Origin of the sequence: Enterobacter cloacae complex sp. 402C9 (assembly GCF_050030745.1) — a bacterium.
Taxonomy (GTDB): Bacteria; Pseudomonadota; Gammaproteobacteria; order Enterobacterales; family Enterobacteriaceae; genus Enterobacter; species Enterobacter intestinihominis.
On record NZ_JBLGUW010000002.1, the window covers coordinates 19,490 to 42,992 of the forward strand.

The window sequence follows — 23,503 nt, forward strand, 5'->3', positions numbered from 1 at the left end:
TAATAATACCGGATGAGTGTCGGCAATATTTTCGTTAAGAGGGCTAATTTCTGCGCTTAGGCAAAATAGAAGTTGAATTCATCTGTAGTATCCGCACAGAGAGACTTTTAAGTGCCGTCTTTGGATAGGATTTTTTAGTGTCGTAAAGCTGAAGAAAACGTCATTTATGTGTGTTTTTATCAAGTGTACATAAAGTAGAGCAAGACAATTTTTAAAAACGAAGGATTCTTTTTTAACAATAACTTACGTGTGTTTCTTGCCTCGTTTTTGTTGACCTAAAGCAACCATTAGTGTATAAATCCCATATCAAAAGTGGTGGGTTAATTAAACCAATTCGAGGGGTTCTGCATGACTGAATTAGTAAAAACAAAACTGGCTGTAGCTGAATCAAACTCTACTGAATTAGAGACACTTAAAGTTGTTATTGATGATGGTAGTAAAGCGGCAAAACTGGTTTGTGTTAACAATCAAGGTGACCTTGTTCCCTTATTGACTCAAAATAGTTTCGTTGCAGATTTCCGGGTAAGCCATGACGGGCTTATTCCGTTTAATTACCTTATTGATGGCCTTCAACGATTCTCTCATCACAGTGAATCTAGTAATGCCCTTGAAACTACCGACGTTGCGCATCAGTACGATGAGATCAGTCGTCTGAATGTTCACCATGCTCTTCATTCCTCTGGTTTAGAGCCGCAGGATGTTCATCTCTATGTAACATTGCCACTTAGTCAGTTTTATACCGCTTTGGGTGAAACCAATGACGAAAACATCCAACGGAAAAAAGACAACCTGATGAAGCCGGTTGAACGTTATATTGATGGTAAGCGTGTTTCATTTAATGTTGTTTCAGTTACCGTGTTTCCTGAGTCACTTCCGGCGGTAACTCGTGCAGATGAAATTGAGTTAATTGAATCTTTTGAATCAAGCCTGGTTATCGATTTAGGTGGGACAACACTTGATGTAGCAAGCATTACTGGTCAGCTGGAACAGATCTCCCGAGTCAAGGGTTTTGACCGTATTGGTTGTTCTATCGTATATGATGAAGTCCGTCGTTATCTGGATTCTTCAAAGCTGAACGCAAGCTACGCGTATATTCAACACTTGGTCGACAATCGTGATAACAAAGCCTCACTAAAGGTTTCTTCCGATGATCTTGATGGTGTCTTCCAAGCCGTAAATAGTGCCGTAGCGCAACTTCAAGAAAAAGTGATCAAAGCAGTCACTCAGGTGGAAGAACGTCCGCACAATGTATTCCTAGTCGGTGGGGGTTCTTACCTGATTGAACCGGCAGTGCGTGAACATTTTGATAAATCGAAAATCATCATGGTAGATAATCCGCAATTCGCTCTCTCACTGGCTATTGCAGATACTGTTTTTGCGTGATGATGGTTTTGTAAAGGGGGGGGGGTATGACAAAAAAAACTGAGAAGGAAAACGATCGCATCCAGATTAGCGCGTTTTGGTTATCGGAAAGGCAATCTCCGTATGCCTATAATTTTCTAAAAAAAAGTGACTTAACACATCGTGGCGAACAGCTTTCCATAATAAGGTCTGCAATCACTACGGGGTTAGTGCTAAATAACCTCTTCCCCGAGCTATCAAGTTTTATTAATGGACTGAATGAGAGATTAACGGCTGCTGATCTAAATCGGTTTTTTAATGATGAATTTAAAAAGAGTGATTTAAGTAATGAACAGTTGAAAGAACAAATAAGTCTTATGCTTGATTCGAAATTCAACGATTTAATTTTAAAGATTAATAATTGCAAGAATCCTGCTGCTGTATTTTCAACTAATTGTCAAACTGATGTCAGTGATGCAGTAAAGCCTGAGACAGCAAAGGAACAGCGGTTGGAATTAATGTCTACAGAACTGGCCAAAAACTCCATGCCTGTGACTGTAGAGACCTTGCCGCCTGTTGCGATCGCAAATCAGAATGATTCAGTTCTAAAAACTAATCATGGTTCTCCGGACGTTAACTTAGCTCAAACCGAAACCATGGCGCTCAGTGAACAAGCGCAAGTGCAGGGTGTGACAACAAAGCAGAAGAAAAGGGCAAATGCAAACCTCGCAAATCTTGCAAAGTAAATATAGAAGTATCAATTGATTAAAATTTGTAATCTCTCAAAAAAGTCAGCTTACCAGCTGGCTTTTTTGTTGGTATATTATTAGTAGATGAGGTTGGATGGTGAACCGGTTACATGTAGTTAATGGAACACTCAATGCTGCATAGCAAGTTAAATAATTTCGTAGAATTATAGATCCAACTCAAAAACTCATTATGAACCTCTTTGGTTGTTTCAGGTCTAACCAGTTTGTTTTATGAAACCTAATTTTAGTTATGTATACTACTAAAAAAAAGGTGGTTTAGCTCCTGTTTATGGTTGTTCGTTTGCACGATTTAAGAACAGGTGTTAAAACGGGTACAGATTTGTCCTAAAGTATTGGTTGAAGTAAGAAATATCTTACTAAAATTGGTACTTATTTATTATTTTATGTAAAAAATCTCTATGCTTTACTGGTCAAGTTAGGTTTTTTTGTTACCCTAGCACCCTATGATCCTAAGAGTTTCTGCCGTGCAATCTGGATGAGCGTAAAGAAACTAACGGCATCATGTGTAACTGTTTGATTATTATAATGAAGGCTGACTGAATGTTATCACGCAACTCACTAATACATGGTTTACGTCGAGATCAGTTAATCGAAGTTCTGTCTATTTCTGAATTCCCAGTTGTCCTGGTCGAGAATCCCTTCATTCAGCCTGAATCAACGGGCAAAAAACCTGTAATTTTTAATATTGATGAATTTCATGTTTCTATCGCTCCAATTTCCTCCCTTAAGTACGACTGGGAATGGGCTCCAATTGATACAATACTCATCGAAGTGGTCATTCCACCTGCGGAAGCAGACCTCGTAAGCGCCGAGAATGATTTTCTTCGCGATGCGGGTATTGGCCATATTCAATGCGAGCCTGGTGGTGTATCGATACGCCGTACAGTGACATTTGTTGGTGGTATCACCGCCGACAATTTGCTGTATCAGCTTAGGCTTATGTGCGTGAGTGCTTTACACCTGATTGGAGAGGAACTGGAGGATGAAAGTTAATTACAAGAAACTATTACCTCTTGTAGTGCTCGGTTTAACAATTGCGGGGGCTTACTCGCTTTTCAACGCAAGACCGGCGGAGCCCGACTTGTACGATTTTACTGGCAAAGTTCTTAAAGCCACGTCTGTTTTCCAACCCTGTGATAAAGAATCCACACCTTCGTTAAACGTTAAAATTGCAGATAACGGAAACATACATATCAATGGTGTTGCATCAAAAGTTACTTTTGTTGAAAAAGTTTCGCCTGATGAAATTTCTGTTAAGTGTGCTGGGTTACCAATCAAAAATGCTCGGCTTGTGCATACGAGCTCTTACACCATGATAATTTCGGAAGGAAAAGGTGGTTTTGTTATTTCGGATTTGATACGCATCCAGGATAATGAAGTCATCTCCGGTATATGGTTCTTTAAGAAGAGAGCATAGCAATGAAAGAACTGGAAGCTATTGGAACGAAGGCTCTACGGGCTAGGGTCTTCAGCCAGTCAGTGGCGATGGCATTTGAAGTGAACGTCGACATAAGTCGGTCTGCTGATAATTCAGCCTTCATAAGCGAGGCTGAAAAATATTACCTTACTCTCCAATTCGCCCCTCCGGCTGACAATAGAGAATATGGGTGGAATTCAGAGGGAAGTATTCTCATGAAACTATCCCAAAACGAAGCCATGGCGCTGGCTTCTGTCTTCCTGAGAATTAAACCTACACTTAAAATTGAAAAGAGAAAAACCACGCATCGCACACACCAGGCTTACAAAAATATCACTATCGGCCCAAATGACCGTGGGGGCTTGTTAGTCACGTCAGGCATTGTTCCGGTCGAAAGGGGTTCATTTAAACCCATAAATTATAATCTTCCCGTAACGCAAATGGATTGTGTTTCAACAGGACTTTTTTTGCTTGGATTCTTGACGCTTAAGATGCCATGGGTATCCTCAGAATCGATAATAACTGCTCTGCGCCTTTCGGAGTCGAAAAGCTGTCAGTGAGTTAAAAATCTTCAATTTTTAGCAAAAAATTAATATTTTTTTTTCCTCTTAACGAACAAGATTTCAGATTTTTTTATCGTAGAGTAATTTTAATTCTGCGTAAAAAAAACAGGTGTTCGTCATGAGAAAATCAGGTTTATGTTTAACCCTGTTGTTTTCTTTAATTGCCTCGATTAAGTCGGTACATGCCGAGGCAATTATGATTTCCGGAAAACTCCAGGCTGATATGCCTGCCGTCACGTTTAATCCCGGCCCGGGCGATTTTGTTGCATTCGTAAACAATAATATAATTACTGCCTCAGGCTCTGGAACCGCATGTAATGTGACGGTTGATGATCGTGCGACATCAACGGTGGATAATCTTGTCTGCTTCTTTGAGTGGCTTCCAAATAGCTCTGGATTTACTGCTAACGGGTTCACGTTAACCGGGATTCCAAACAGCTCAGGAGACCTAAAACTCCCTTACAAAATTTCCTATTTTTCCGGTACAGAAAGGCAAAAAGTAGAAGTAGTGAAAGGGGAGTATACAGTTAATGCTCTCGTACCGGTTAAACCGACGATCACCGGCCTAAAGTCGTCTATGAATGGGCTGGTTCAAGAGGGTTACACACTTAAATCTTATATTAAGGATGAAGTGATCAGGAGTTTTGCCGTCTCAGTAGAACCCCGCAATTTTGTGCAATATATTTCTATCGGATCGGGTTCTGCCTGTGAAGTCCCTATTGGTGGGACCAGTTGCACGATCGATGTAGGAAGTATTAAAGTAAGTGATTCGGATTTATTGATAGGTTCACGGGAAATAACTGTCACCGCTAATTCGAAAAATAATTACTTTGCCCCTCCTGAAGCGCAAAAGCTTACGCTGACCTGGGACTACCGTCCTCCTGTTGTTGACCATACTCTCTGGAATTTCACTGATGAAGCTAAAACTATCAGTATTGGCGGTCAGCAAATCTATACCGGCGCTAAAACGGTAGCTGTAGCCGTCAAAGTGCCCCAGGAAGAGACTGAAGGCGAGTGGTGGCTACCAACAGCTATGACGCTGACGATGGTGCCGGACGGGGTTTTCAAGCCGACAACAAAAGTAACTTTGGATGACGGTACGGTTATCGACTTTAAGCAATCCTGGGTAACACCGATACGGCGTACCCTCCAGCCCGTGAGCGGACCCCAGAAGGTCGGCGATGAGTATCTGTATATCTTTGACTTAACAGACCTGACGAATGGCTCTTATGCCGCCACGTTCACTATAGAGAATACTAGCAAGAATACGTCTACGTACAATGAGCCCGAAAGCAAACTGATGCTTTCTGATAACCCCACACTCATGGTACTTAAGGATGGGGCAGCGCTGGCAAAACGAGCACCTGTTTATTTCTTAAATGAAATTATTGTTGCCGCATTCCAGGGGCAGGCCGGGGTTGCGGATATTAAAGCCGTTACTATCGATAACAAAGTTGTTGAACTCACCCCAACGAACTACAAAGGCATTTATTATCTGCCGGTGGGGGATGATCTAGATGTGAATGCTGACCACGAAATCACAGTCGTGGCGGAAAACCTGTATGGCAAGATTGTGACATTCAATACCACTTTCACGTATCAACCGACAGGGTTTGCGCTTAAAAACTTAGAAAAAGACGTCACCTTGTATTCTCGCGTTCGGCAATATACCGATCTGATGAGTCAGACAGCCGGTGATAAATGCACTCTCTTTACTACGGAAGAGAACGCGCAGGCTTATCTTGAGTGGTATGGCGGCAAATCTGATATCACTGCCTGTTACCCTCAGTGGAACAATGTACCGGACGGGCTTGAATTTTACTTTAAAGGCAGGACGCCAGGACTTACGGGGTTCTTCAATAAAACTGGCGAAAACCTGCTCGATTACCAAGTCTATATGATAAACGGTAGAGGCTCTAAAGCTGTGTCGGCCAAATACCGCCGCGTATTGACAACTCAACTGCCATATAACCCAATCCTTACTTACAAGAAAAATAAGTTGGTAACTGGGATCAACCCTAACACTGCACTAGCGTACACGACAGGTGGGGAAGCTGCTCGCCTCTTGGCAAAAGTGGTACCTGCTGATGTGACAGTCTATGTTTCGCAAAACGGGGGTGAGAACACAAAAACGACGTTTAAAAACCGTTCATCAAACAACGATGCAACTACATTCGTTCAGCGTCTGAAAGTAGCCGCAGCCCCACTGTGGACGAAAAATGTATTCGACATTGCTGTAGAGTACTCGAAGGACCCGACAATGCGGACCGCCGATACACTTAACGTGTATACGGTCCCCGACTTCAGCATTCGGGCTACGATGGAAGTCGAAGACAAAAAGACGGCTACTACAATGGAATTACCGTTGAAGGTGTCAGTTGGGCGCTATAACAATTCAACTCGCAAAAGCTCATTTAGCCGGACGACAATGGGTGACTGGGATGTAACCATTTACGCTCAGAAAAGTATCTATGGTAAAGATCCAGAAACAGGCCGTTTTAAAACGACGTATGAACGTACCCCATTAACCGAGGCATTGCCGGTGAATGATGCCGGGGTAGTCGAAACAAAAATCAAAATCGAGAATATGGACCTTGGGAACATGCGTCTTGTCGGGATAGCTAAAGTCCGTTCGCCTTTCGCTGATTTTGAATTGACCCGGGAAACAAGTGCGGTCGGCATACGTGTGTATAAGGGTGAAGAGCTGGAGGGTAATCTCTCAAAGAGCCTGATTATCGGCCGTATCCCGCTCAGTACGCTTGTGAACTTCAAATCGGCCAGCACAGCTAACTCTGATGCGCTTGCTCCTACCGAGTGGCAGGAGTCGTCAGACAATGGGCAGACATGGACGATGCTTTCGGACATGACTGGGAAGAGAAGTATTTCAATCAGAAAAACTGACGTCGGTAAGTGGCTCTACAGGGCCAAGATGACCAACAAGTTTACGTCAAAAGTGTCTTATAGCGACGTGCTGACAGTTGTAACGTACAAACAGCCTAAGCTAAGTATTGATGTTGCGGAAATTCTTGAAGGCGATGATTTACCAGTCTCGTTGCTGGATAATGATGAGCCGATTCCGCAGGGTACGGCTGAAGTAATGTGGTCGGAAGATAAAATTAATTGGGTCGCGGGTGACACTACCTATACCGTGACTGCCGCTGAGAAGCTTCCGCCAACTATCTACGCCCGGATGCGCTATCTGGATTCAGACGACCTGGCTGAAGAGTCCTCCTGGAAAGAGACGTCTGCGCGGTTAACGGTCGCTAAACCCAAGCGCCTTTCCGTTTCAGTGAGCAGCATTTCAAAGGTAGAGGTGGGAAGTAAAGTTACTTTAGATGGTAAATACTCCAACCCGAACAGTCGGTACCAGAACGGAAATGACGTCATTGAAGAATGGACTGCCCCTGACGGACAGAAAATCAGAGGGCCTAAGTTGTCGATGACGCTGACAGAGGAGATGCTGGATAAGCAAGGCTATGCGGCATTTACATACAGTGCATGGCTCGCTGACAGCAAGGAAAGTACCATTTCCACGCGGAAAGTATCGATTAAGTCCTGGGTGTATAAGTTCCCTGAAATGAAAGTCAGTACGAAGCTAAAATACACTATGGCCCCGTCGACCTTACACGTCGCCCTGACCGGAATAAAAGACGGTGACTATCCGGGAGTAACTTATTCACGGGAGTGGATCTACGATAAGGAAAATATCTCCATTTCAAAAGATGAAGGAGATACGAAAGAGTTTGCAATTGCGAAGCCGGGTAAATATACGTTGATGATCGTTTTCCGCGATAACCGTAATAACGAACAGCGTATTGAAAATACCTTCGTCGTCGATGAGCAAACTCCGATGACTGTTGAAATGACCCCAAAATTCTCTAATAAGTTCATGAGGGCTCCTCTTGATGTCACACTAAGATCTAATATTAAACTGGCGCACTCTGCTGACAGTATTGATACGGTGACGTATAAAGTAAATGGAGAGGTTGTCCAGGGTAGTAAAAACTATTGGGCTCAGGGAATTCCCGGTCTTACTGAGAAAAAATATGAAATCACGCTGGATGTTGTCAGTAAAATGGGACAGCGTGGTACAGCATCAGTAGATTTTGATGTTGTAAAAAACGCCGCTCCGCAATGTGTGCTAAGCCATACAGAATCCAATATGAGCTGGAGTTTCACAAATAAATGTGTCGATACTGATGGCAAACTGGTTCGTTATGAATGGTATATCAATGATGAACTAAGGAATGTTTTTGGCAGCACTGCGACACTATCGAAAAATCTTAATCGTGGGAAGCAAGATATCCGTGTAGTCGCATATGATGATAGTGGAGATTCAGCAACACAGCGCACGGTCGTATATGGCCCAGATGAGGAAAAATCAAAGGCTGTAGAAACAACTGGTACATCGCAGTAAGACAAATTTATGTACTGAAATAGAAGCCGGGACAGTAATGTCCCGGCTTTTTGTCTTTGGTCTTTTGAATTGATTTCGTCGGAAAAGTTACTTTGCATGAACGGTGATACAAGTCTCATGAATCACCAATCAATGGCAATAATGAAAGAAAAAGAGGGGCGTAAATTATCAGAAATAACTGGCTTTGTAGAAATAATGACGGTCCAAAACATGGATAATAGGTATTAAGGTAATGTAAAAATTAGTCCTTTGGTTCCGGTATCTGAGAGAAGCAGGTTATGAGCGAATACATACCTAAGAAGCGTGGGTTACTGAGTTTTGATTGGTACGTGCCGATCAATTTGGCAATTCTGATACTGGTACTGGCCATCTTCTTTACTCGATTTACATTTGGACATGGGCTATTAAATGGTTGTTTACCTGCTGATTTTTACATGATTGACTTGAAGGATAAATCTGTCAAGGCAGGAAACATCATTGCATTTCATATGCCAAAATCAGTCCGATTTATACGTGAAAATGAGAAGGTTATTAAAATTGTGGCGGGGGTAGGCGGAGATCGCCTAAGAGTCACAATGGATGGCGTTTATAACGGGAGCAAGTTTTATAAAGCTAATGCCAGACGTATTTCAATGAAATACAACATACCTGCTGAGTCTATTGAAAGAGAATTAACTATTCCGAAAGGAGAAGTTTTTTTAATTGGCCAAACGGATCACTCATGGGACTCACGATTTTGGGGGCCGGTTAAGTTGACTTCAGTTATTGGGAAAACATATGCGATCTATTGAATTAAAAACAACGATTAAGCCTCTGGCCACCTGCCTGGCGTTTTACGCCTTGATGTCCACCGCTACGGCTAGCCCCCAGTATCAACAGGTTGCTGACGACATTGCTAGGCAAGCTCAAGTATTGGGCGCTCAGTCAACGCCGCCGGAAACAGCAGAAGGCCCGCTCTCGTCAGGCTCTCTGGATTCTCCGGATGTCCAGAAGTACGTCCGCCAGGCTGAAGCTTTGAAGCAAAACAGGGACATCAGTCAGCCAACGAATCGGGGCTATGTACCGGGTATGAATGCTGACAGTGTGCAGGCGGTTATCGATCATACTCAGGCTATACGCGCTCAGAATAATAATTCTGAAGCAGTTAATGACATTATTCGCAGACGTGATGAAATTCAGGGAAATATTCAGCTGAACGACTCAGCACTGAAGTCTGTCGAAAATAAACCAGAAGTAATGCGCAGCCAGTCGACGAATATCGAAAAAATGTTTGGTACCTCAGGGATCACCGCCGCTGACTTCGAACGAAAAATAGATAGCAGACGGGAAGAGGTGCTTTCGACAGAAAACGGTATCACTATCTTTGCGTCATTTAGCCTGCCTGATTACGTCCTAGAAGATCTACTCCGTACCGCGTCACAAAATAAGGCGAGAGTGGTTTTTAATGGTCTGAAGAAAGGCACGACGCGTCTTCCGGAGACTCAGGCTGCAATCAATCAGTTGGTGGTGAAGGGGAAGTTTGACTCTCCACTGATTACGATTGACCCTGATGCGTTTGACCAGTACCAGGTCACGCAGGTCCCGACAATTATCTCCCGTGAGGAATCCCGATTCGCTAAAATGGTCGGTTCGTTTAACGTTGATTTCTTCCAGCGAGAACTGGCCAGAAATCCCGATCAGGATATTTTACCTAATGCTGGTACGACCTATCCGGTCGAAGAGAAAAGCATTATTAAAGAGCTCGAAGAGCGAGCACAAAAGTATGACTGGGAGGGCGCCAAGAAGCGAGCTGTTGCAGACACATGGAAGAACCAATTCATGGTTAATCTGCCTCCGGCTCAGGAGCACAAGGAATGGTTAATTGACCCGACTATCAGGGTCACTCAGGACGTGAAAGATAAGCAGGGCCGCGTCATTGCTTCTGCGGGCGAGCTGATTAACCCGCTGAGCAGGTTCCCGCAGAACCTCACCATGATAATTTTTGACCCATTGAATCCGGGGCAGCTTGATTGGGCTGAGAAGCAATATCGCCAACTTCTTGGCAGCGGACAGGTTATGCCGATGTTTACGCGAATTAAACAGGAAAATGGTTGGGACCATCTGAATGATCTGCGCGAGAAATTTAACGGGAAAGTATTCAAAGTCAATGAGCAAATTATTTCCCGCTTCCAGATTAAAAACACTCCAGTGTTGATTTCAACTGAAAAAGATAAATTCCGGATAACGCAATTCAGTGAAGCTGAAATACGTGGTGTTGGAGAAAAAATCTCGGCAGAGGAGAACTGATATGAAGATCGGATTTATTTTAGGGGCGCTGCTGGCCACATGGCTGACTCTGAATTACCCGGACCTGATGAGAGAGTATTTCAACAAAGTGGTTACGTATATGGAAAGCGTGACAACATTCATTACTAAATAGTGAGCGTGCCGGTGAAGAAGCTAAAAAAGTTACTTTTGGAAATTTTGGTTGCTGTCATGCTGTCATTTTCCCTGCCTGCAATGACCATGGCCGCAGATACCGGCGTCCCGGGAGCAATGTGCCAGTCAGCTGGTGTGTGGCAGGGACTAATCAAAAATATCTGCTGGAGTTGCATCTTCCCGATGCGGATCATGGGAATTGGTGCGGCACCTGAAGGTGCCGCACCCTCACGCCCCGGCTGCTATTGCACAGACCAAAATGGGATACCAGAAATCGGATGGCAGTTAAGTTTTTTCCAGCCAGTTAAAATCGTAGAAGTAGTGAAAAGCCCATGGTGCAGCCCATTTTTGGAGGGAACCATGTTGCAAAAATCACAGTTCGATATTGGCAAGAGCAATACTAACCAGCCTATGACTGCTACAGAAGCCGGATTCTACGACGTACATCTCTGGGAATTCCCGATCATGACAATGTTGAAATTGCTGATAATCGGTGAATGTACAGCAGAACCTTATATTGATGCCAGTCTGACGTATATCAGCGAAGTTGATCCAATGTGGGAAAGTGATCTGTTGACGCTCGTGCTGAACCCCGAAGCTGTGGTATTTGCAAACCCTATTGCCTCAATGGTATGTGCTGCTGACTGCGTGGCAGTGACTGCCGGAAAGGATAATTTGGCTGCCTATTTTTGTGCCGGTTGTGATGGTAACTTGTACCCGCTTACAGGGCACGTCTATGCGAATGATGATGCCGTCAGAACCAGTTCCCTTATTACACAACGACTACTAACTAAGTTACATCGGCAAGGAATGCTAATGAGAACAATGGGAGCAGATGCAATGTGTGAGAAAACATGGGAATACTTCACTCCTCGTTCACAATATAGACTTTCAATGCTTTACCCAACGCCAGAAGCTAAAGGGCCTGATTGCTGCCATAGGCTTGGTGACTCCGTACATGATTGGTCAACGCTGAAAGGTGGACGAAAGAAAATAGGCATAGATAATTATGTCTATATGCTATGGAGATATAATGACTGTTGCGTGCGTTTTAATCCCGGCGCTTAATTGCAGGAGGCTTTTAATATGAAAACTAGGAAATTAATTGCTTCAACAATTATTGCGTCTATGCTCGCAAATACTATGAGTTGGGCATTTTACGTTTCGCTCATTAACATGGTTATGACACCAAAAATATACGCAGCTGATGCGATATTTGATCAGTTGGAAAACAATTTTGACCTTGCGAACCCCAACGCAAATCGAAATGCAACAACAAGTGCTCAGGATATTGTAGAGAAGTACAAGAATGCTGATTCCGGGGAAAACCTGAGCGGAAAAATATCAGATAAATATGTAGGTAAAGCAGATTCAATAAACTTAGACGTTGGGAAGTACGGGGCGCTGAACTCAAACGAAAGTGTTATGAGTAATGCTGCATCTGACGGCAAGTCGATCGGTAAGACCGTACAGTTACCGAGCATGACGGGCGGTACGATCAACTCTAATTATACGAAAGAGGGGGCAAAGTTACTTTCCAGAGACAGTAGCGGTAACATTGGTATAAGTAACAACACGAATACAACGGCAGGAACCAAAACCAGTACAGGAGAGCTATTCAGCTCAGAGCAGAAGCACAGTGATATTCAGTTTAATTCCGGTGGCCGGTATGGAGATGAGGATGGATTCATCAATGACATCAAAAATCGAAAAAGTCAGCTGTTTGAAGCGCAGAGTTACGATGGGGTTGCCTACCGTACACTGGTGAATGCAAATAAAGACAACCCAGCATCTAATATTAAACCTAACGACCCTATGTTCAATGCTGGCCGAAATGAAATTGGTAATGCTGTAGCCGGTACAGGCAACTGGCTACAGAGTTGCAATACGGAAACAAAAAAACAAACTATTACTACACACTATCCAGATTATAAAGAGTTTTACTGCAACTCACCCAAGAAAGATAACTTTAATAGTTGCACAATAACTCGTGATTTTTCCGTACCTGTTTATATCTCAGGTGGTAATGGTGATATGTCTATGTGCGGGGATAATTGTGTGAGGGTCTGGTTCGGCAGAAGAGACGACAACTATTGGAACGATGGAGTATATGACAACTCATTAACCTTAAAATTTCATCCTGATGCAAAGCTTGCAACTGCGAAAATAATTAATGCAGAGTGGGATGATCATATGAGGGTCACGCTTGATGGAACGCAGATTTTTGCTCACATAGATGGAGAATATAGAAGTAGCAATTATCCATCACCACAAGGGCCATGGGAGCTGAAAAAATCATGGAAGCTTGACAAAGTCTACGATATTACCGACCAGGTAAGAAACTCTGTATATCAGGAGGTGGACCGTGAAGTGACAATGGCGTCACGCGTTTGGGTAGGTGGCGGTGGGGAAGGCTATTTTGAAGTTGAGCTGACTTTTGAAAATATGAAGCTGGAGGATAAACATATACAGGAACCCGCAGGTTGTTTTGATGCAGTACAAACGCCGAATTCATTCTGTCGGTTTGACCGGTTTGTGAACATGGATGTCGGTACAAAGCGGCTCCCGGAAACTGTGCTTAAAATGGCCACACCGCTTTATAAAGGCGATACCGGGTTCTTAACCTGGAAAACAAACCTTGAAGGTTACTTCTGTGATCCCCTGGCGAAGGAAAAGCTGTGCTCATATGATGCGAAGGGAAACATCATGAAAGACGCCGCAGGAAAAGACCTCTGCTACAACTACGACGACATTAAAAATATGCCTGACGCTTGCGGCACATATAAAAATGATGCTGCGTGTGTGCTCGATACACAGACTTGTGCAGAAGGTTGGTTCGATGAAGGCACAAATACATGCTACATGTATGAGCAGAAATATACGTGTGACAGAGGTAAGGACGTCGTCAGAGAGGTAGAGTCACAGACTAACGCCTGTGTAGGTATGATCCCATGTTCTGGTGGAACATGCGAAACCGGCCCAAAAGAGGAAAACAATGATTTTGGGAAAGTGGCCGCGTACTCAAACATGGTTCAGTACATGCAGGGTGAGGCAAAATGCGAAGATCCCAACGACCCTAATTCCTGCTCCGTCTTTGAGGGGAAAGCAGAATGGTGCGGCAGGTCCGTTGGTTTTGTGAACGGGCTGGCCAAAACAGATTGCTGCGAACAGCCACAGGGTACCGCTGGCTCACTAGAGGCGATTATGCTGGCTGGGTCGATGATCCGAAACACGAACTGGACACGAGTGAATGCTCAGCTGGTAAGCTGGACCGGTGGGGAGAGTGGAACCTGGGCTTCAATGGCTAACTCGGTTGGTGAATGGACAGCATCGGCAGGTAAAACTGTTGGTCAGATGTGGAACAATGTCACCAGTTCGCTAACCAGCGTCTACGAAAATGTGGCCGGTAACCTTGGGCGAACAGTAGGTTCATCCACTGCTGGTGGAAGTGGTCAACTTGCTAAGGAGACAATGAGCTCTTTCGGGCTTGGTACCCTTAAGAAGATGGCCATGGAAAAAGCATATGACTTGCTTCCCGATACAGTAAGGGACTTCGTTTTTAAAAATGTAGCGACAACGGGTGGCGAAGTAGTCTTTTCAGCAGCAATTCAAAACTTTATGCTTGCATTAAATGTCATTGGCTGGATTTATACCGCATATCAAATAACAAAAATGTTGCTTGAAATGCTTGTGGCCTGTGATCAAAAAGAAATGGAAGCGTCTATTCATAAAAATCAGAAATCCTGTTTCACACTGGATACTGAACGCTGTGTTAAATATCTCAATATGGGATTTACAAAGAAGTGTGTTAAAAAAGCAACAGACATGTGCTGCTACAATTCAATGTTATCTCGCGTGATTATGCAGCAGGCGTATCCTCAACTTGGAATAGATCCGGTTGCTTCGAGTTGCGTTGGATTATCAATTAGTCAAATACAGAGATTAGATTTTGATAAGATCGATTTAACTGAATGGATTAACGATGCCGTCCAGGTCGGAGAAGTTCCTGATCAGTACGCTACATTCTCCGAGTCATCGATAACAGAAAATTTGCCATTTAAAAATGAAAATTACCAACTTCCATCCCAAAGAACGAAAGAATCAATGGGTGGTGAGGATAATATGATAAAAGCTAGACAGGAAAATAATCAGGCAATTAAAGAGGAGAATGTGGACTGTAGCTATCTACCACGGCCCGCGATTTGTGAAGTTGGGTCAACTTATGTAGACCCAATTACTGGGAAGGAATTACCAAAATACTAAATGTAGGGGCTGTAAAGCCCCTTTATTTTTATTTTGCTTTAAGAGTTTTTTCAGGGAAACCCTTCTGACCATATTCTCCTGCGAAAAGATAATAATCTTTACCGTTAATAGATGCAGCAACGCCACCTGGGGTAGTGAATTTTGGACTGTCAGAACGGAAAATAATACCTGAGAAGTTAGTACTAGATTCATTGCCTTTAAATGGAATGAATACGTAACGAACTACTGAATAATCACCGGCAGGTAGATTAAGTTGAGGGATTTCAGATCCAGACGCTGGGCGAATAACCTGGAAGCTGTACATGGACTTAGTCGGCATTACGTCGGCAGCTGGCTTTGAAGGGAGGTCGCAGGTACTCCATTTATTCATCACTGCCATATCAATCTTGCATGAAGCCAGAGCCGCACTTTGCTTCGAAGGATTGAACCCGAGTGCCACCTGTGACTCTTTGGTGTGATTATAAACATATGCAGCACCGGCACGTACTAAGCTTTCATCGTTATAAGGAAGTTTTTTAGGGTTCGGGACAAAGACGACGTATTGGTTAACCTGGATATATTCAGCGTCAGAGGAGCTGTACATTGATCCCAAACTCATAATACTTAATCCACTGAGCCCTCCTGTAACATAGCCCATAGAGCCACTAATTAGCAGTTTGGAAAGCAAGTTATCTGCATCGCCACCCGGCTGGACTGTTTCTTCATTAAAAGTAACGTCAAAACCGGCCAAAGAGTAAGCATTTTTGGCTACCGAGTCTTTAGAATTAGCATGCCAGTAGAGCCCATGAGTGTCGCTGTGCTGTGCAGAATTCGGGGTTTTACCAGCATCCCGGGCACAACCAACCAGCGATGCACTGGCAACAAAAGCAGAAACCAGAGATACAAAACGTTTAGTTTTCATTTGAGACCCTTCTTTGAATGATTTTTTTGTCTAGAAGCATTATTTCATACTCGTCAGTTTCTCAAACAACCAAAATGCAGAAAAAATGAAAAAATGTGAAGCGAACAAAAACCAGCCTTGTAAAGAAAAATCCCTCTAAATTAAATCGTATAATCAGTGGGACTAAATATTCAGAGGCTTTTATGGGTAAACCAACAGATGAGCAAAGGGTCATCATTGAAAATGCAAACGCAAATAATATGGTTATTGCAGCACCAGGGTCTGGGAAGTCATTTACGATGATCGAGGCTGTGATCTCAATCCTCAGGCAGTTCCCATATGCCAAGGTTGGAATGGTCACATTTACTCGCGCTGCAACAAATTCATTGGCTGAAAAGCTGAAAAGTCGGTTAAGTAAAAAAGACCAGGATAGGGTGCTGGTAAATACTTTCCACGGCTTTATCCGGATGCAACTGGACATGGTCAACTGGAAGGGCAAGATGCTGATTAGCTCGGCACAGCGTTCTGTAATTCATCGTGCGTTAAAGGAGTCAGGCGCGCCTTTCCGTTACCCGGAAGCTGAATTTGCTATTGATGCGATTGGAAGGGAAATGGATACAGACATCATTTCAGTTCGCCATACGCGTCAACAAATCCACTTGTTCAACACATACCAGGCAATATGTCAGAAAGACCACGTAGCTGACTTAAATGCACTCTCACGTTTTGTCGTGGGCCAGATGCACTCAGGAAAAATGCAGCCACTAAATTTGACGCATTTAGTTGTAGATGAGGTGCAAGACACCGACTCGATTCAGTATGCCTGGATCGCACTACATACAAGGGGTGGTGTTAACACGAGCATCGTAGGGGATGATGATCAGGCAATCTATTCTTTCAGGGCCTCCGGCGGGGTAAAAATATTCCAGCAATTTGAAAAACAATTCAGGCCAAACATATTTTATCTAAATACCTGTTTCAGGTGTGAACCAGAAATTCTTAAGGTTGCAGGGGCATTGATTGAAAAAAATGTTTACAGATACGTTAAGGATCTGCGTTCAGCTAAAAGTGGTGGTGGAAAAGTTAATTTCCGCTCATATGTTGATATGGATGAACAGATTCAAGGCATCCTCAATCTAATTAACCAAGACCCAAATGGCTGGGCAATCCTTAGCAGAGGTAATGCACATCTTGATCAGCTTGAAAGCCTCATAGAGCAGCCGGTTCTTCGTTATGGAGGCAAGTCCTTTTGGGATGAGAAAGAGACGAGCGACGTACTGCATCTGATGGCTTTCTTTCGGCAGTCCAACGATGTTCGATTAATGAAGAGGGTGCTGGCGCTTTTCGGTGAAAATGAAGAAGTTTTGGATCAAACAGCATTTAGCATGAAAGGGAGAAAAGTAACTTTTGGTGAACTGAGCATCCCAGATGCAAGTTCCCTGGAAACAAGAACACTTCACTCAAACTTCACCCGGTTTACACAGGAGACTCGGGATAAAGTTGAAATCGAAAAGCGCTTCGCAAATCTGATTAAATGGATGGAATTGTCATCAATAAAAATGAGGACTCAGAAAGGTTCACCTTCACTGACACGAATTGCGTTAGATACCTGTAAGCAATGGGCTGAGAAAAATGGCTGGCAAAACATGATAAATCGAGCTGCGGCGATGTGTTTGGGGCCTAAAAAGAAGGATGAGGAATATACGCCGGATAAAGTAGTTTTATCGACATTGCATGGTTCGAAGGGGCTAGAATGGAAAAAAGTCATTATTATGAGTTGCAATGCTGACCAGATCCCAAGCAAGAGATCAGTGGGGCAGGAAGCGATTGAAGAAGAGAGAAGACTTCTATTTGTAGGATTTACACGAGCAGAACAACAGCTGCATGTAATGTGGTACGGTGATCCGTCCTTCTTTTTAAGCGAATGCGCCGAAGAAAAATTGAAAGAGGCAGCGAATATGAGAATAGAATCAAATTTAACAGAAGAATTTTCCAATCAGTATTTACAATAATGACTCTATGTTGTATAAGAATATTGAGCTTTGTATTATCGCTCCCACATTTCAAGTAACTGACAAAAGTTACTTTGCGCATTAAGCGCGGATTCAGCCGTGAAAAGCGGCCAGCTTACTTAAGCTGCAAGGCACCACCGGCAAAATGTCACCTTTGTCGCTGGTGCCTTTCCTATGCCCGTAAAAAGGCAAACCGAATTTACCAAATCGTAACTAATTTAGCTCTTGATTGAGCTATTTTCGTTGCGTACTTCTAATGCCAGAAAGTATAAATCAGGCGGTTCATAGCTTACGGGAGATGAATGACAGGCTTTGCCTTTGTGTTGGAATATTCCATTATTCCTTCCTTCTTACTATATATAGGTGACCCCAAATGTCTAAAAGCAAAGCACGCAGTAAAGCCCTTCTTCTGGCCTTCGCCGATCTGATTCCGGATATGGACAAGGCAGTTAACAAGAAGTTATTGGAATCTCTGATTATTTACTCAGGGCATGATAATGACCTTATTGTTATTTTGAATGAAGACGGACCAACTATAATTGAACTGAACTCTTTAAAATCGGTTTCTATGCTGGCCCAAAAGCTTTCAGCTTTTTCAACTTATTATCATGTAGAAATGCAGCAAATTCATGTCAATCCAATTGACTTTGAGAAGGCTTATAAGCTACTCAAAGAAGCACCTGCAATTCCCATGTTTAAAACTTTAGCTGAACTGGATAAGTTTTTAAATGAAGAGTTTGAAAAGTATGGGTTGAACACATTCCTTGATGTGGATGACCTAGATTATTCACTCGATAAATCCAGAGAGTTAAAAAATGATCAGTTGATTGCCTGGGTTTCTGAAATTATTGTGAAGCGCGATAAATTAGCATTGCGTAATCGCTTTAATGAAGTGACAAAGGCACATTATGAAACTGTAGATGCATTGTATGCAGCCGTCCGTCCCTTAATGAAAGAATTAGGTTTTCCTGATGAACTCATGCTACATACCTTTAGTGAATTGAGCGTTTTCGATTCCAAAGGCTGGGACCATGCTATCAAATCTAAAATTGAATTTCTCACAAAACGAGAAGCGCAATATTTAGATGACAAAATGAAGGCAGAAAAACGGCAGTTAACAATTGATGAACTTTTGACTCAAGTCAATAGCGCTAAAACAGCTAAAGAACCAAGACCTTTTGGTCAGACGTTTTGTTTTGCTGTTCTTGGCATGATGTCATTGATGTTCATTGTAAATAAATTTATTTAATCCTGTTAAGGGGGAACCCTGACAGGGCTTCTCTTTGATTAAAATGAGGAGAGAAGAAATGTCACATCTTGAATATGTTAATGAAGTTAAAGTGTCCGGGATAGTTATCAGTGCAATGGAGAAAGAAATGACTGACGGTAACGTTGGGTTATTAATAAAGCTCAAAAACAGAATGAAGACTGAAATTAATGGTGAAATCGCTGAGAGAGAATTTTCTATTCAAATCAAAGTGTCACCAGAAATGTATTCAGGCTGTTTCACTGGTATAAATCAAGGTGATGAGTTAATGGTCTCCGGTTATCTTGTTGTGGATATTGTCACGTTGGAAGGGAGAGAGCACCCTCTTGACTACATGAGAGTCGTTGCAACAAGTAAGTTAGCTCACATACCTAAACCCCCCAAGGGTTTTGGGCAAAGTAGCTTTAGACAGATCTGACATTTAAACCACCCTAAAGGGGAGAAATCCCTTCATGGGAGATCTCCCTTTGGAGGCCCCATGAAACAAAAAATTAGCTCGACATCATTTATTGGTAAACAAATGGATTTTTTCTCTATATTCGATTTTGAAGAAGAGGAAAATGAAATAATACCCATAGTTGAGTCTCCGCTTGAATATATAAATAATGCAATAGCCCAAAAGCAAAGCATGCAATCAGAAGAAAAACATTCTGGCCCGGAACTGGTGCCTCATGTGTCGGATGATGTTGCATTGCTAGGTCATTGTTCCAAATTACTCAACAATCAAATTCTGCATGGAATTAGTTTTGCTTCTGAAACTGATTATCTCTTCACTTTAGAAGAATACAATGCAGAATTAGGTGGTCTGGTTATCGACTGGGCTCCTGAAGATGTATATCAGTTATACGTCGTCGCAATGGAAGAGTCGTTGGAAAACGTTAAATATCTTGTCTTTACAAAATCACTCTATACAACTGATGAATTCGGAAATATCAAAGTGAATCCGCTTCTTGAAGCAGAAACACGTTGGTATATGTCGCAGTCATTTGAGCTTACATGTGCCACTCATGGTATAGATGCTATTGAGTTTAGGTCAGAGCTTAAAAAAAGCTTGTATGAATACACGCACAGTTTTGAAAGTGAAAATGTTAAATTATCTCAATATCATCAGGATAAAGAGATTATTTTGCATGATTGTAAGGAAGATATGGGATGGGATATCTTTTTCGACCGTGACTATTTATTGGCAGAAAATAAACTGGCAGTAAAATGGACTGATCGGGATATAATGGATGTCTATTCTAAAGCATTTAAATCAACAATTAATTTGTTTGAAAAACTTGTCGTAAATAACAAGTTAACATTAAGGGATACATCAGGTTGGGTTATCGTAAACCCTACATTTGAGCGCCAGTTCGAATGGATTGAATCTGAAGTATTCGAAATTGTAGGGACTCATCTTGGTTACAACGTTGATGCTATCAGAAAACAGATGGTTACAGCGTGTAAGATGACCTTCAACTAATATGCCACTGGCAAACATCTGCCAGCGGGCGGTGTTTGCATTTTACCGGAGTTTTAAAAATGACTAACGCCGCAACTATATTAGAAACCGAAAATTCATTACTGGAAGAAAATATTGGTAATCTGTTACCCGCAAATGTTATATCTACAAAAGCATATGCGAATAAGGAACAATATTACCTGGTTAAGGCCAAAGATTTGTTTGGTATTCCTGAAATGTCCGAGGATATGATAGTTCCAGTATTTAAACGTTTATCTCCACATCGTGCAAACCTGAATAAGGATTATATACCGAATGCTCGTATACTTGAGCAAGTAGTACAATTGCTCGTAAGTAACGATATAGATTTAAGTGTATGCCTGAAAGGGGAGTCTGGTTCTGGTAAGACTGAAATGGCAATGTACATTAGCCATATGCTGAATTGGCCGCTAACCATAAAGCAAATCAACAGTAATATTCGTGCTGATGAACTTGAAGGTGAGCGTAGTCTCATTAACGGAAACACCAGTTTTGTGCCCAGCGAGCTTGTAACGGCGTTTCAGGAAGGCCACCTCATTCTTCTGGATGAAGTGGACAAGATTGACCCTGATACCGCCGCGAAGCTGCATATGCCTATAGAGCGTAAGCCCTGGTCACTAGCCGCCAACGGTGGCGAAGTGGTTAATGCCAATAAGTTTACGCGGTTTATGGGTACAGCAAACACAAACATGAGTGGGGGATCTCGTAAGTTCGTTTCATCACAGCGGCAGGATGCAGCGTTTATTAAACGCTTCCTGATTGTGGAGATGGAAAGGCCTTCAGAGGTTGCATTAACCAACGTTTTGCTTAAACGCTACAATAGCCTGCCTATGCTGGTAATTGAAAAATTCGTTTCGGTAGCCGTTGCAGTAAACAACATAGGAACTGAAGACAGTGTAATGGATATTCGTCAGCTTGTGGCATGGGTTGGAACGTCGATGACGTTAAAGACCATGTCCTTACTGGATACGTTTAAAATTGCTTTTGCGTCGGCTCTGCCTGCACATGCCAGTGGTATGGTGCTGGAAGCCATCGATTTAAAACTCGGTGACGATAAGAACCGTACAATGGAGTATTACACTGCAAAAAAGTAGTTATAGATGGGACGAGTTATCAGAAGGCTGAATGCCTTGTGACAGACTTTGCTCATCTTTCGTTTTACGGTTTTTTGAGTGCAGACGGGGATGAAACTTTCGCGATTGCACAGGAAGGAAATCAATATATAGGTCTTAAGCAGCACAATAATGACTATTCATTTATTTGTTATCAAGATTGTGACAAAGATATGGAAGCCATGATTAAGGGCCTTGAATCAAAAGGATTCATGTATCAAGGAAGTATTCAATCGACGTCTGTCGAGAGTGAATTTCCTGGAATTCTTTTAACAACACTTGAGAAGTAATAATCTTAACCCTATCGGGAAATCTTTCCCGACAGGGAGGTTTTCCCATTTTTTTAATCTGGAGAAAACCTATGACTTTCAATACTTCTAAACTTAATAAAGTTTCCGCTAAGCAAATCTGTGATAACTTTGTAAAAGCACATCCTGATTTGTTGGAAGGTGCTGTTATAACAAAAATCGAAATCAGTGGTTGTCAGGGCTCTCGGCGTACCGATAAAATCGAACTGTCCTATGGCGGCGATGATATAACGGACCAGAAGAGCGTGTCTAAAAGTGAAGTTCGCTGGATAGACATAAAGGCACTGAGTTTCAAAAGCACTATCACTAGTCGAATTTCAACACTCTGTTCACGGTTGTGTATCCGCTATAGCAATATGTGGATTTTGCCTGTCGAAAGAATGGAGGAGTTTCTGGAAGAGGCACAAGAAATTGAACGTGAATTTCAAGCCGGTATCCAGAATGTGGTTGATAACTATGACACTCATATTCAGGCTGAGAAAGATCGCAGTCCGTTGATGTCAGATTTAATCGACCAGTTGAAATTAACGAAAGATGATTTTATTAAATCATTCCGGTTTAATCTGGCGCATTTCATTCCGTTTTCACCGATTAGTGTGGAGGGGGATGAAACACAGGACTTTTATCAGGAACAACTGATAATCGATTTGGCCGATGAAGCTATGAAGGTTTATGCAAAAATCAGTAAAAATGATAATTTGCGTTCCAGCACGATTGACCGATTAAAACAGATGCAAGATAAAATCATTAGCTTTATGTTCATTCATAAAGAGGCGGTTGTTCTTGCAGAAGCTATCAAGCACGTCATGAATAATTTACCCAAAGGCGCCATTTCTTCTCCCCGTGATGTTGCGGTGTTAAAGCAATGGTTCTATTTCATGAGTGATGCGTCAATGCTGAAACGTATTATTTCTGGTGAGCAGAAAGTAACAGATTGGCTGGATTCCATTACCCGGTCATTCAATATTGATTCACAGGATAATACGGCTAACTCTCAGAATGCTTTTGAGGATGATGTTTTTTCTTCAGCAAATGTGTTCAGAGAAGATCCGCTTGAAGAAGTTGAGAAAAACGCAGTAACTGCACCTTTGTCTGCTGTTGTCCCTGAAGAAGATGTTTCCCTTCAGGCCAGTGGTAGTAATAGTGCTTTTAACAGCGAACTCGAACTGAACGGCTGGTGATTTAGTCTTGTAAAAATAACCCCAGATGGGTACTTCACCATCTGGGTGAGTACCCTTTATTAATTAAAGGT

19 protein-coding genes are annotated in these 23,503 nt (G+C 42.5%); 18 read left to right on the top strand and 1 reads right to left on the bottom strand.

What is annotated here, in order from left to right; translation table 11 throughout:
* The first annotated feature begins 348 nt into the window (after positions 1 to 348).
* The 11 genes from parM (at position 349) to trhN (ending at position 15,189) form a co-directional block, all read left to right on the top strand.
* Positions 349 to 1,383 carry a plasmid segregation protein ParM domain-containing protein gene (gene parM, locus ACQG1K_RS22695; protein ID WP_015063116.1) on the top strand — a complete coding sequence of 345 codons (1,035 nt, stop codon included), beginning with the start codon at positions 349 to 351 and terminating at the stop codon, positions 1,381 to 1,383.
* 26 nt (positions 1,384 to 1,409) lie between these two features.
* On the top strand, positions 1,410 to 2,087 hold the full coding sequence (locus tag ACQG1K_RS22700) for a hypothetical protein (protein ID WP_015063117.1): 678 nt from the start codon (positions 1,410 to 1,412) through the stop codon (positions 2,085 to 2,087).
* Positions 2,088 to 2,651: 564 nt separating this feature from the next.
* Complete coding sequence (locus ACQG1K_RS22705; RefSeq protein ID WP_015063118.1) at positions 2,652 to 3,104, top strand: hypothetical protein; 453 nt, start codon at positions 2,652 to 2,654, stop codon at positions 3,102 to 3,104.
* Positions 3,094 to 3,528 (top strand): hypothetical protein, encoded by a 435-nt coding sequence (locus tag ACQG1K_RS22710; RefSeq protein WP_022652166.1) that lies wholly within the window; start codon positions 3,094 to 3,096, stop codon positions 3,526 to 3,528. Before ACQG1K_RS22705 ends, ACQG1K_RS22710 begins: the two co-directional genes overlap by 11 nt.
* Positions 3,529 to 3,530: 2 nt before the next feature.
* Positions 3,531 to 4,088, top strand: a complete 558-nt coding sequence (locus ACQG1K_RS22715; protein WP_022652167.1) for a hypothetical protein — start codon at positions 3,531 to 3,533, stop codon at positions 4,086 to 4,088.
* A 121-nt stretch (positions 4,089 to 4,209) separates the two neighbouring features.
* A complete protein-coding gene (gene rsp / locus ACQG1K_RS22720; protein ID WP_040113304.1) occupies positions 4,210 to 8,508 on the top strand; it encodes an IncHI-type conjugal transfer protein RSP in 4,299 nt (1,432 codons plus the stop codon).
* A 278-nt stretch (positions 8,509 to 8,786) separates the two neighbouring features.
* Entirely contained in the window at positions 8,787 to 9,299 is a 513-nt protein-coding gene (trhF, locus tag ACQG1K_RS22725) for an IncHI-type conjugal transfer protein TrhF (RefSeq protein WP_015063122.1), read from the top strand.
* A complete protein-coding gene (gene trhW, locus ACQG1K_RS22730) occupies positions 9,286 to 10,794 on the top strand; it encodes an IncHI-type conjugal transfer protein TrhW (protein ID WP_015063123.1) in 1,509 nt (502 codons plus the stop codon). Before trhF ends, trhW begins: the two co-directional genes overlap by 14 nt.
* A gap of 1 nt (position 10,795) precedes the next feature.
* Complete coding sequence (locus ACQG1K_RS22735; protein ID WP_022652169.1) at positions 10,796 to 10,927, top strand: hypothetical protein; 132 nt, start codon at positions 10,796 to 10,798, stop codon at positions 10,925 to 10,927.
* An 11-nt stretch (positions 10,928 to 10,938) separates the two neighbouring features.
* The gene (trhU, locus tag ACQG1K_RS22740) at positions 10,939 to 11,994 is read left to right on the top strand and encodes an IncHI-type conjugal transfer protein TrhU (protein WP_022652170.1); all 1,056 of its coding nucleotides are present in this window, start codon (positions 10,939 to 10,941) and stop codon (positions 11,992 to 11,994) included.
* A gap of 18 nt (positions 11,995 to 12,012) precedes the next feature.
* Positions 12,013 to 15,189: an IncHI-type conjugal transfer protein TrhN gene (gene trhN, locus ACQG1K_RS22745; RefSeq protein ID WP_015063125.1), complete on the top strand. Its 3,177-nt coding sequence runs from the start codon at positions 12,013 to 12,015 to the stop codon at positions 15,187 to 15,189.
* A 28-nt stretch (positions 15,190 to 15,217) separates the two neighbouring features.
* On the opposite strand, the gene ACQG1K_RS22750 is transcribed toward trhN, so the two are convergent.
* Positions 15,218 to 16,090, bottom strand: coding sequence for a hypothetical protein (locus ACQG1K_RS22750; RefSeq protein WP_015063126.1), 873 nt, complete (start codon positions 16,088 to 16,090; stop codon positions 15,218 to 15,220).
* A gap of 182 nt (positions 16,091 to 16,272) precedes the next feature.
* On the opposite strand from ACQG1K_RS22750, the gene trhI reads away from it, so the two are divergent.
* The 7 genes from trhI (at position 16,273) to ACQG1K_RS22785 (ending at position 23,432) form a co-directional block, all read left to right on the top strand.
* Positions 16,273 to 18,081: an IncHI-type conjugal transfer helicase TrhI gene (gene trhI, locus ACQG1K_RS22755; protein ID WP_015063127.1), complete on the top strand. Its 1,809-nt coding sequence runs from the start codon at positions 16,273 to 16,275 to the stop codon at positions 18,079 to 18,081.
* Positions 18,082 to 18,454: 373 nt separating this feature from the next.
* On the top strand, positions 18,455 to 19,330 hold the full coding sequence (locus tag ACQG1K_RS22760; RefSeq protein ID WP_015063128.1) for a hypothetical protein: 876 nt from the start codon (positions 18,455 to 18,457) through the stop codon (positions 19,328 to 19,330).
* 58 nt (positions 19,331 to 19,388) lie between these two features.
* On the top strand, positions 19,389 to 19,766 hold the full coding sequence (locus ACQG1K_RS22765) for a hypothetical protein (protein WP_022652171.1): 378 nt from the start codon (positions 19,389 to 19,391) through the stop codon (positions 19,764 to 19,766).
* 60 nt (positions 19,767 to 19,826) lie between these two features.
* Positions 19,827 to 20,813 (top strand): hypothetical protein, encoded by a 987-nt coding sequence (locus tag ACQG1K_RS22770; RefSeq protein ID WP_022652172.1) that lies wholly within the window; start codon positions 19,827 to 19,829, stop codon positions 20,811 to 20,813.
* A gap of 59 nt (positions 20,814 to 20,872) precedes the next feature.
* Entirely contained in the window at positions 20,873 to 21,925 is a 1,053-nt protein-coding gene (locus tag ACQG1K_RS22775) for an ATP-binding protein (RefSeq protein WP_022652173.1), read from the top strand.
* A gap of 38 nt (positions 21,926 to 21,963) precedes the next feature.
* On the top strand, positions 21,964 to 22,233 hold the full coding sequence (locus ACQG1K_RS22780) for a hypothetical protein (RefSeq protein ID WP_032610391.1): 270 nt from the start codon (positions 21,964 to 21,966) through the stop codon (positions 22,231 to 22,233).
* Between the two features lie 71 nt (positions 22,234 to 22,304).
* A complete protein-coding gene (locus ACQG1K_RS22785; RefSeq protein WP_015063132.1) occupies positions 22,305 to 23,432 on the top strand; it encodes a DUF3150 domain-containing protein in 1,128 nt (375 codons plus the stop codon).
* The last annotated feature ends 71 nt before the right edge of the window (positions 23,433 to 23,503 follow it).

Coding starts and splice junctions, on each gene's coding strand:
- ACQG1K_RS22765 (WP_022652171.1), top strand. CDS start 19,389: ATGTCACATCTTGAATATGTTAATGAAGTTAAAGTGTCCGGGATAGTT.
- ACQG1K_RS22735 (WP_022652169.1), top strand. CDS start 10,796: ATGAAGATCGGATTTATTTTAGGGGCGCTGCTGGCCACATGGCTGACT.
- parM (WP_015063116.1), top strand. CDS start 349: ATGACTGAATTAGTAAAAACAAAACTGGCTGTAGCTGAATCAAACTCT.
- trhW (WP_015063123.1), top strand. CDS start 9,286: ATGCGATCTATTGAATTAAAAACAACGATTAAGCCTCTGGCCACCTGC.
- ACQG1K_RS22750 (WP_015063126.1), bottom strand. CDS start 16,090: ATGAAAACTAAACGTTTTGTATCTCTGGTTTCTGCTTTTGTTGCCAGT.
- ACQG1K_RS22770 (WP_022652172.1), top strand. CDS start 19,827: ATGAAACAAAAAATTAGCTCGACATCATTTATTGGTAAACAAATGGAT.
- trhI (WP_015063127.1), top strand. CDS start 16,273: ATGGGTAAACCAACAGATGAGCAAAGGGTCATCATTGAAAATGCAAAC.
- ACQG1K_RS22705 (WP_015063118.1), top strand. CDS start 2,652: ATGTTATCACGCAACTCACTAATACATGGTTTACGTCGAGATCAGTTA.
- trhF (WP_015063122.1), top strand. CDS start 8,787: ATGAGCGAATACATACCTAAGAAGCGTGGGTTACTGAGTTTTGATTGG.
- ACQG1K_RS22710 (WP_022652166.1), top strand. CDS start 3,094: ATGAAAGTTAATTACAAGAAACTATTACCTCTTGTAGTGCTCGGTTTA.
- ACQG1K_RS22700 (WP_015063117.1), top strand. CDS start 1,410: ATGACAAAAAAAACTGAGAAGGAAAACGATCGCATCCAGATTAGCGCG.
- ACQG1K_RS22760 (WP_015063128.1), top strand. CDS start 18,455: ATGTCTAAAAGCAAAGCACGCAGTAAAGCCCTTCTTCTGGCCTTCGCC.
- ACQG1K_RS22775 (WP_022652173.1), top strand. CDS start 20,873: ATGACTAACGCCGCAACTATATTAGAAACCGAAAATTCATTACTGGAA.
- ACQG1K_RS22785 (WP_015063132.1), top strand. CDS start 22,305: ATGACTTTCAATACTTCTAAACTTAATAAAGTTTCCGCTAAGCAAATC.
- trhN (WP_015063125.1), top strand. CDS start 12,013: ATGAAAACTAGGAAATTAATTGCTTCAACAATTATTGCGTCTATGCTC.
- ACQG1K_RS22715 (WP_022652167.1), top strand. CDS start 3,531: ATGAAAGAACTGGAAGCTATTGGAACGAAGGCTCTACGGGCTAGGGTC.
- rsp (WP_040113304.1), top strand. CDS start 4,210: ATGAGAAAATCAGGTTTATGTTTAACCCTGTTGTTTTCTTTAATTGCC.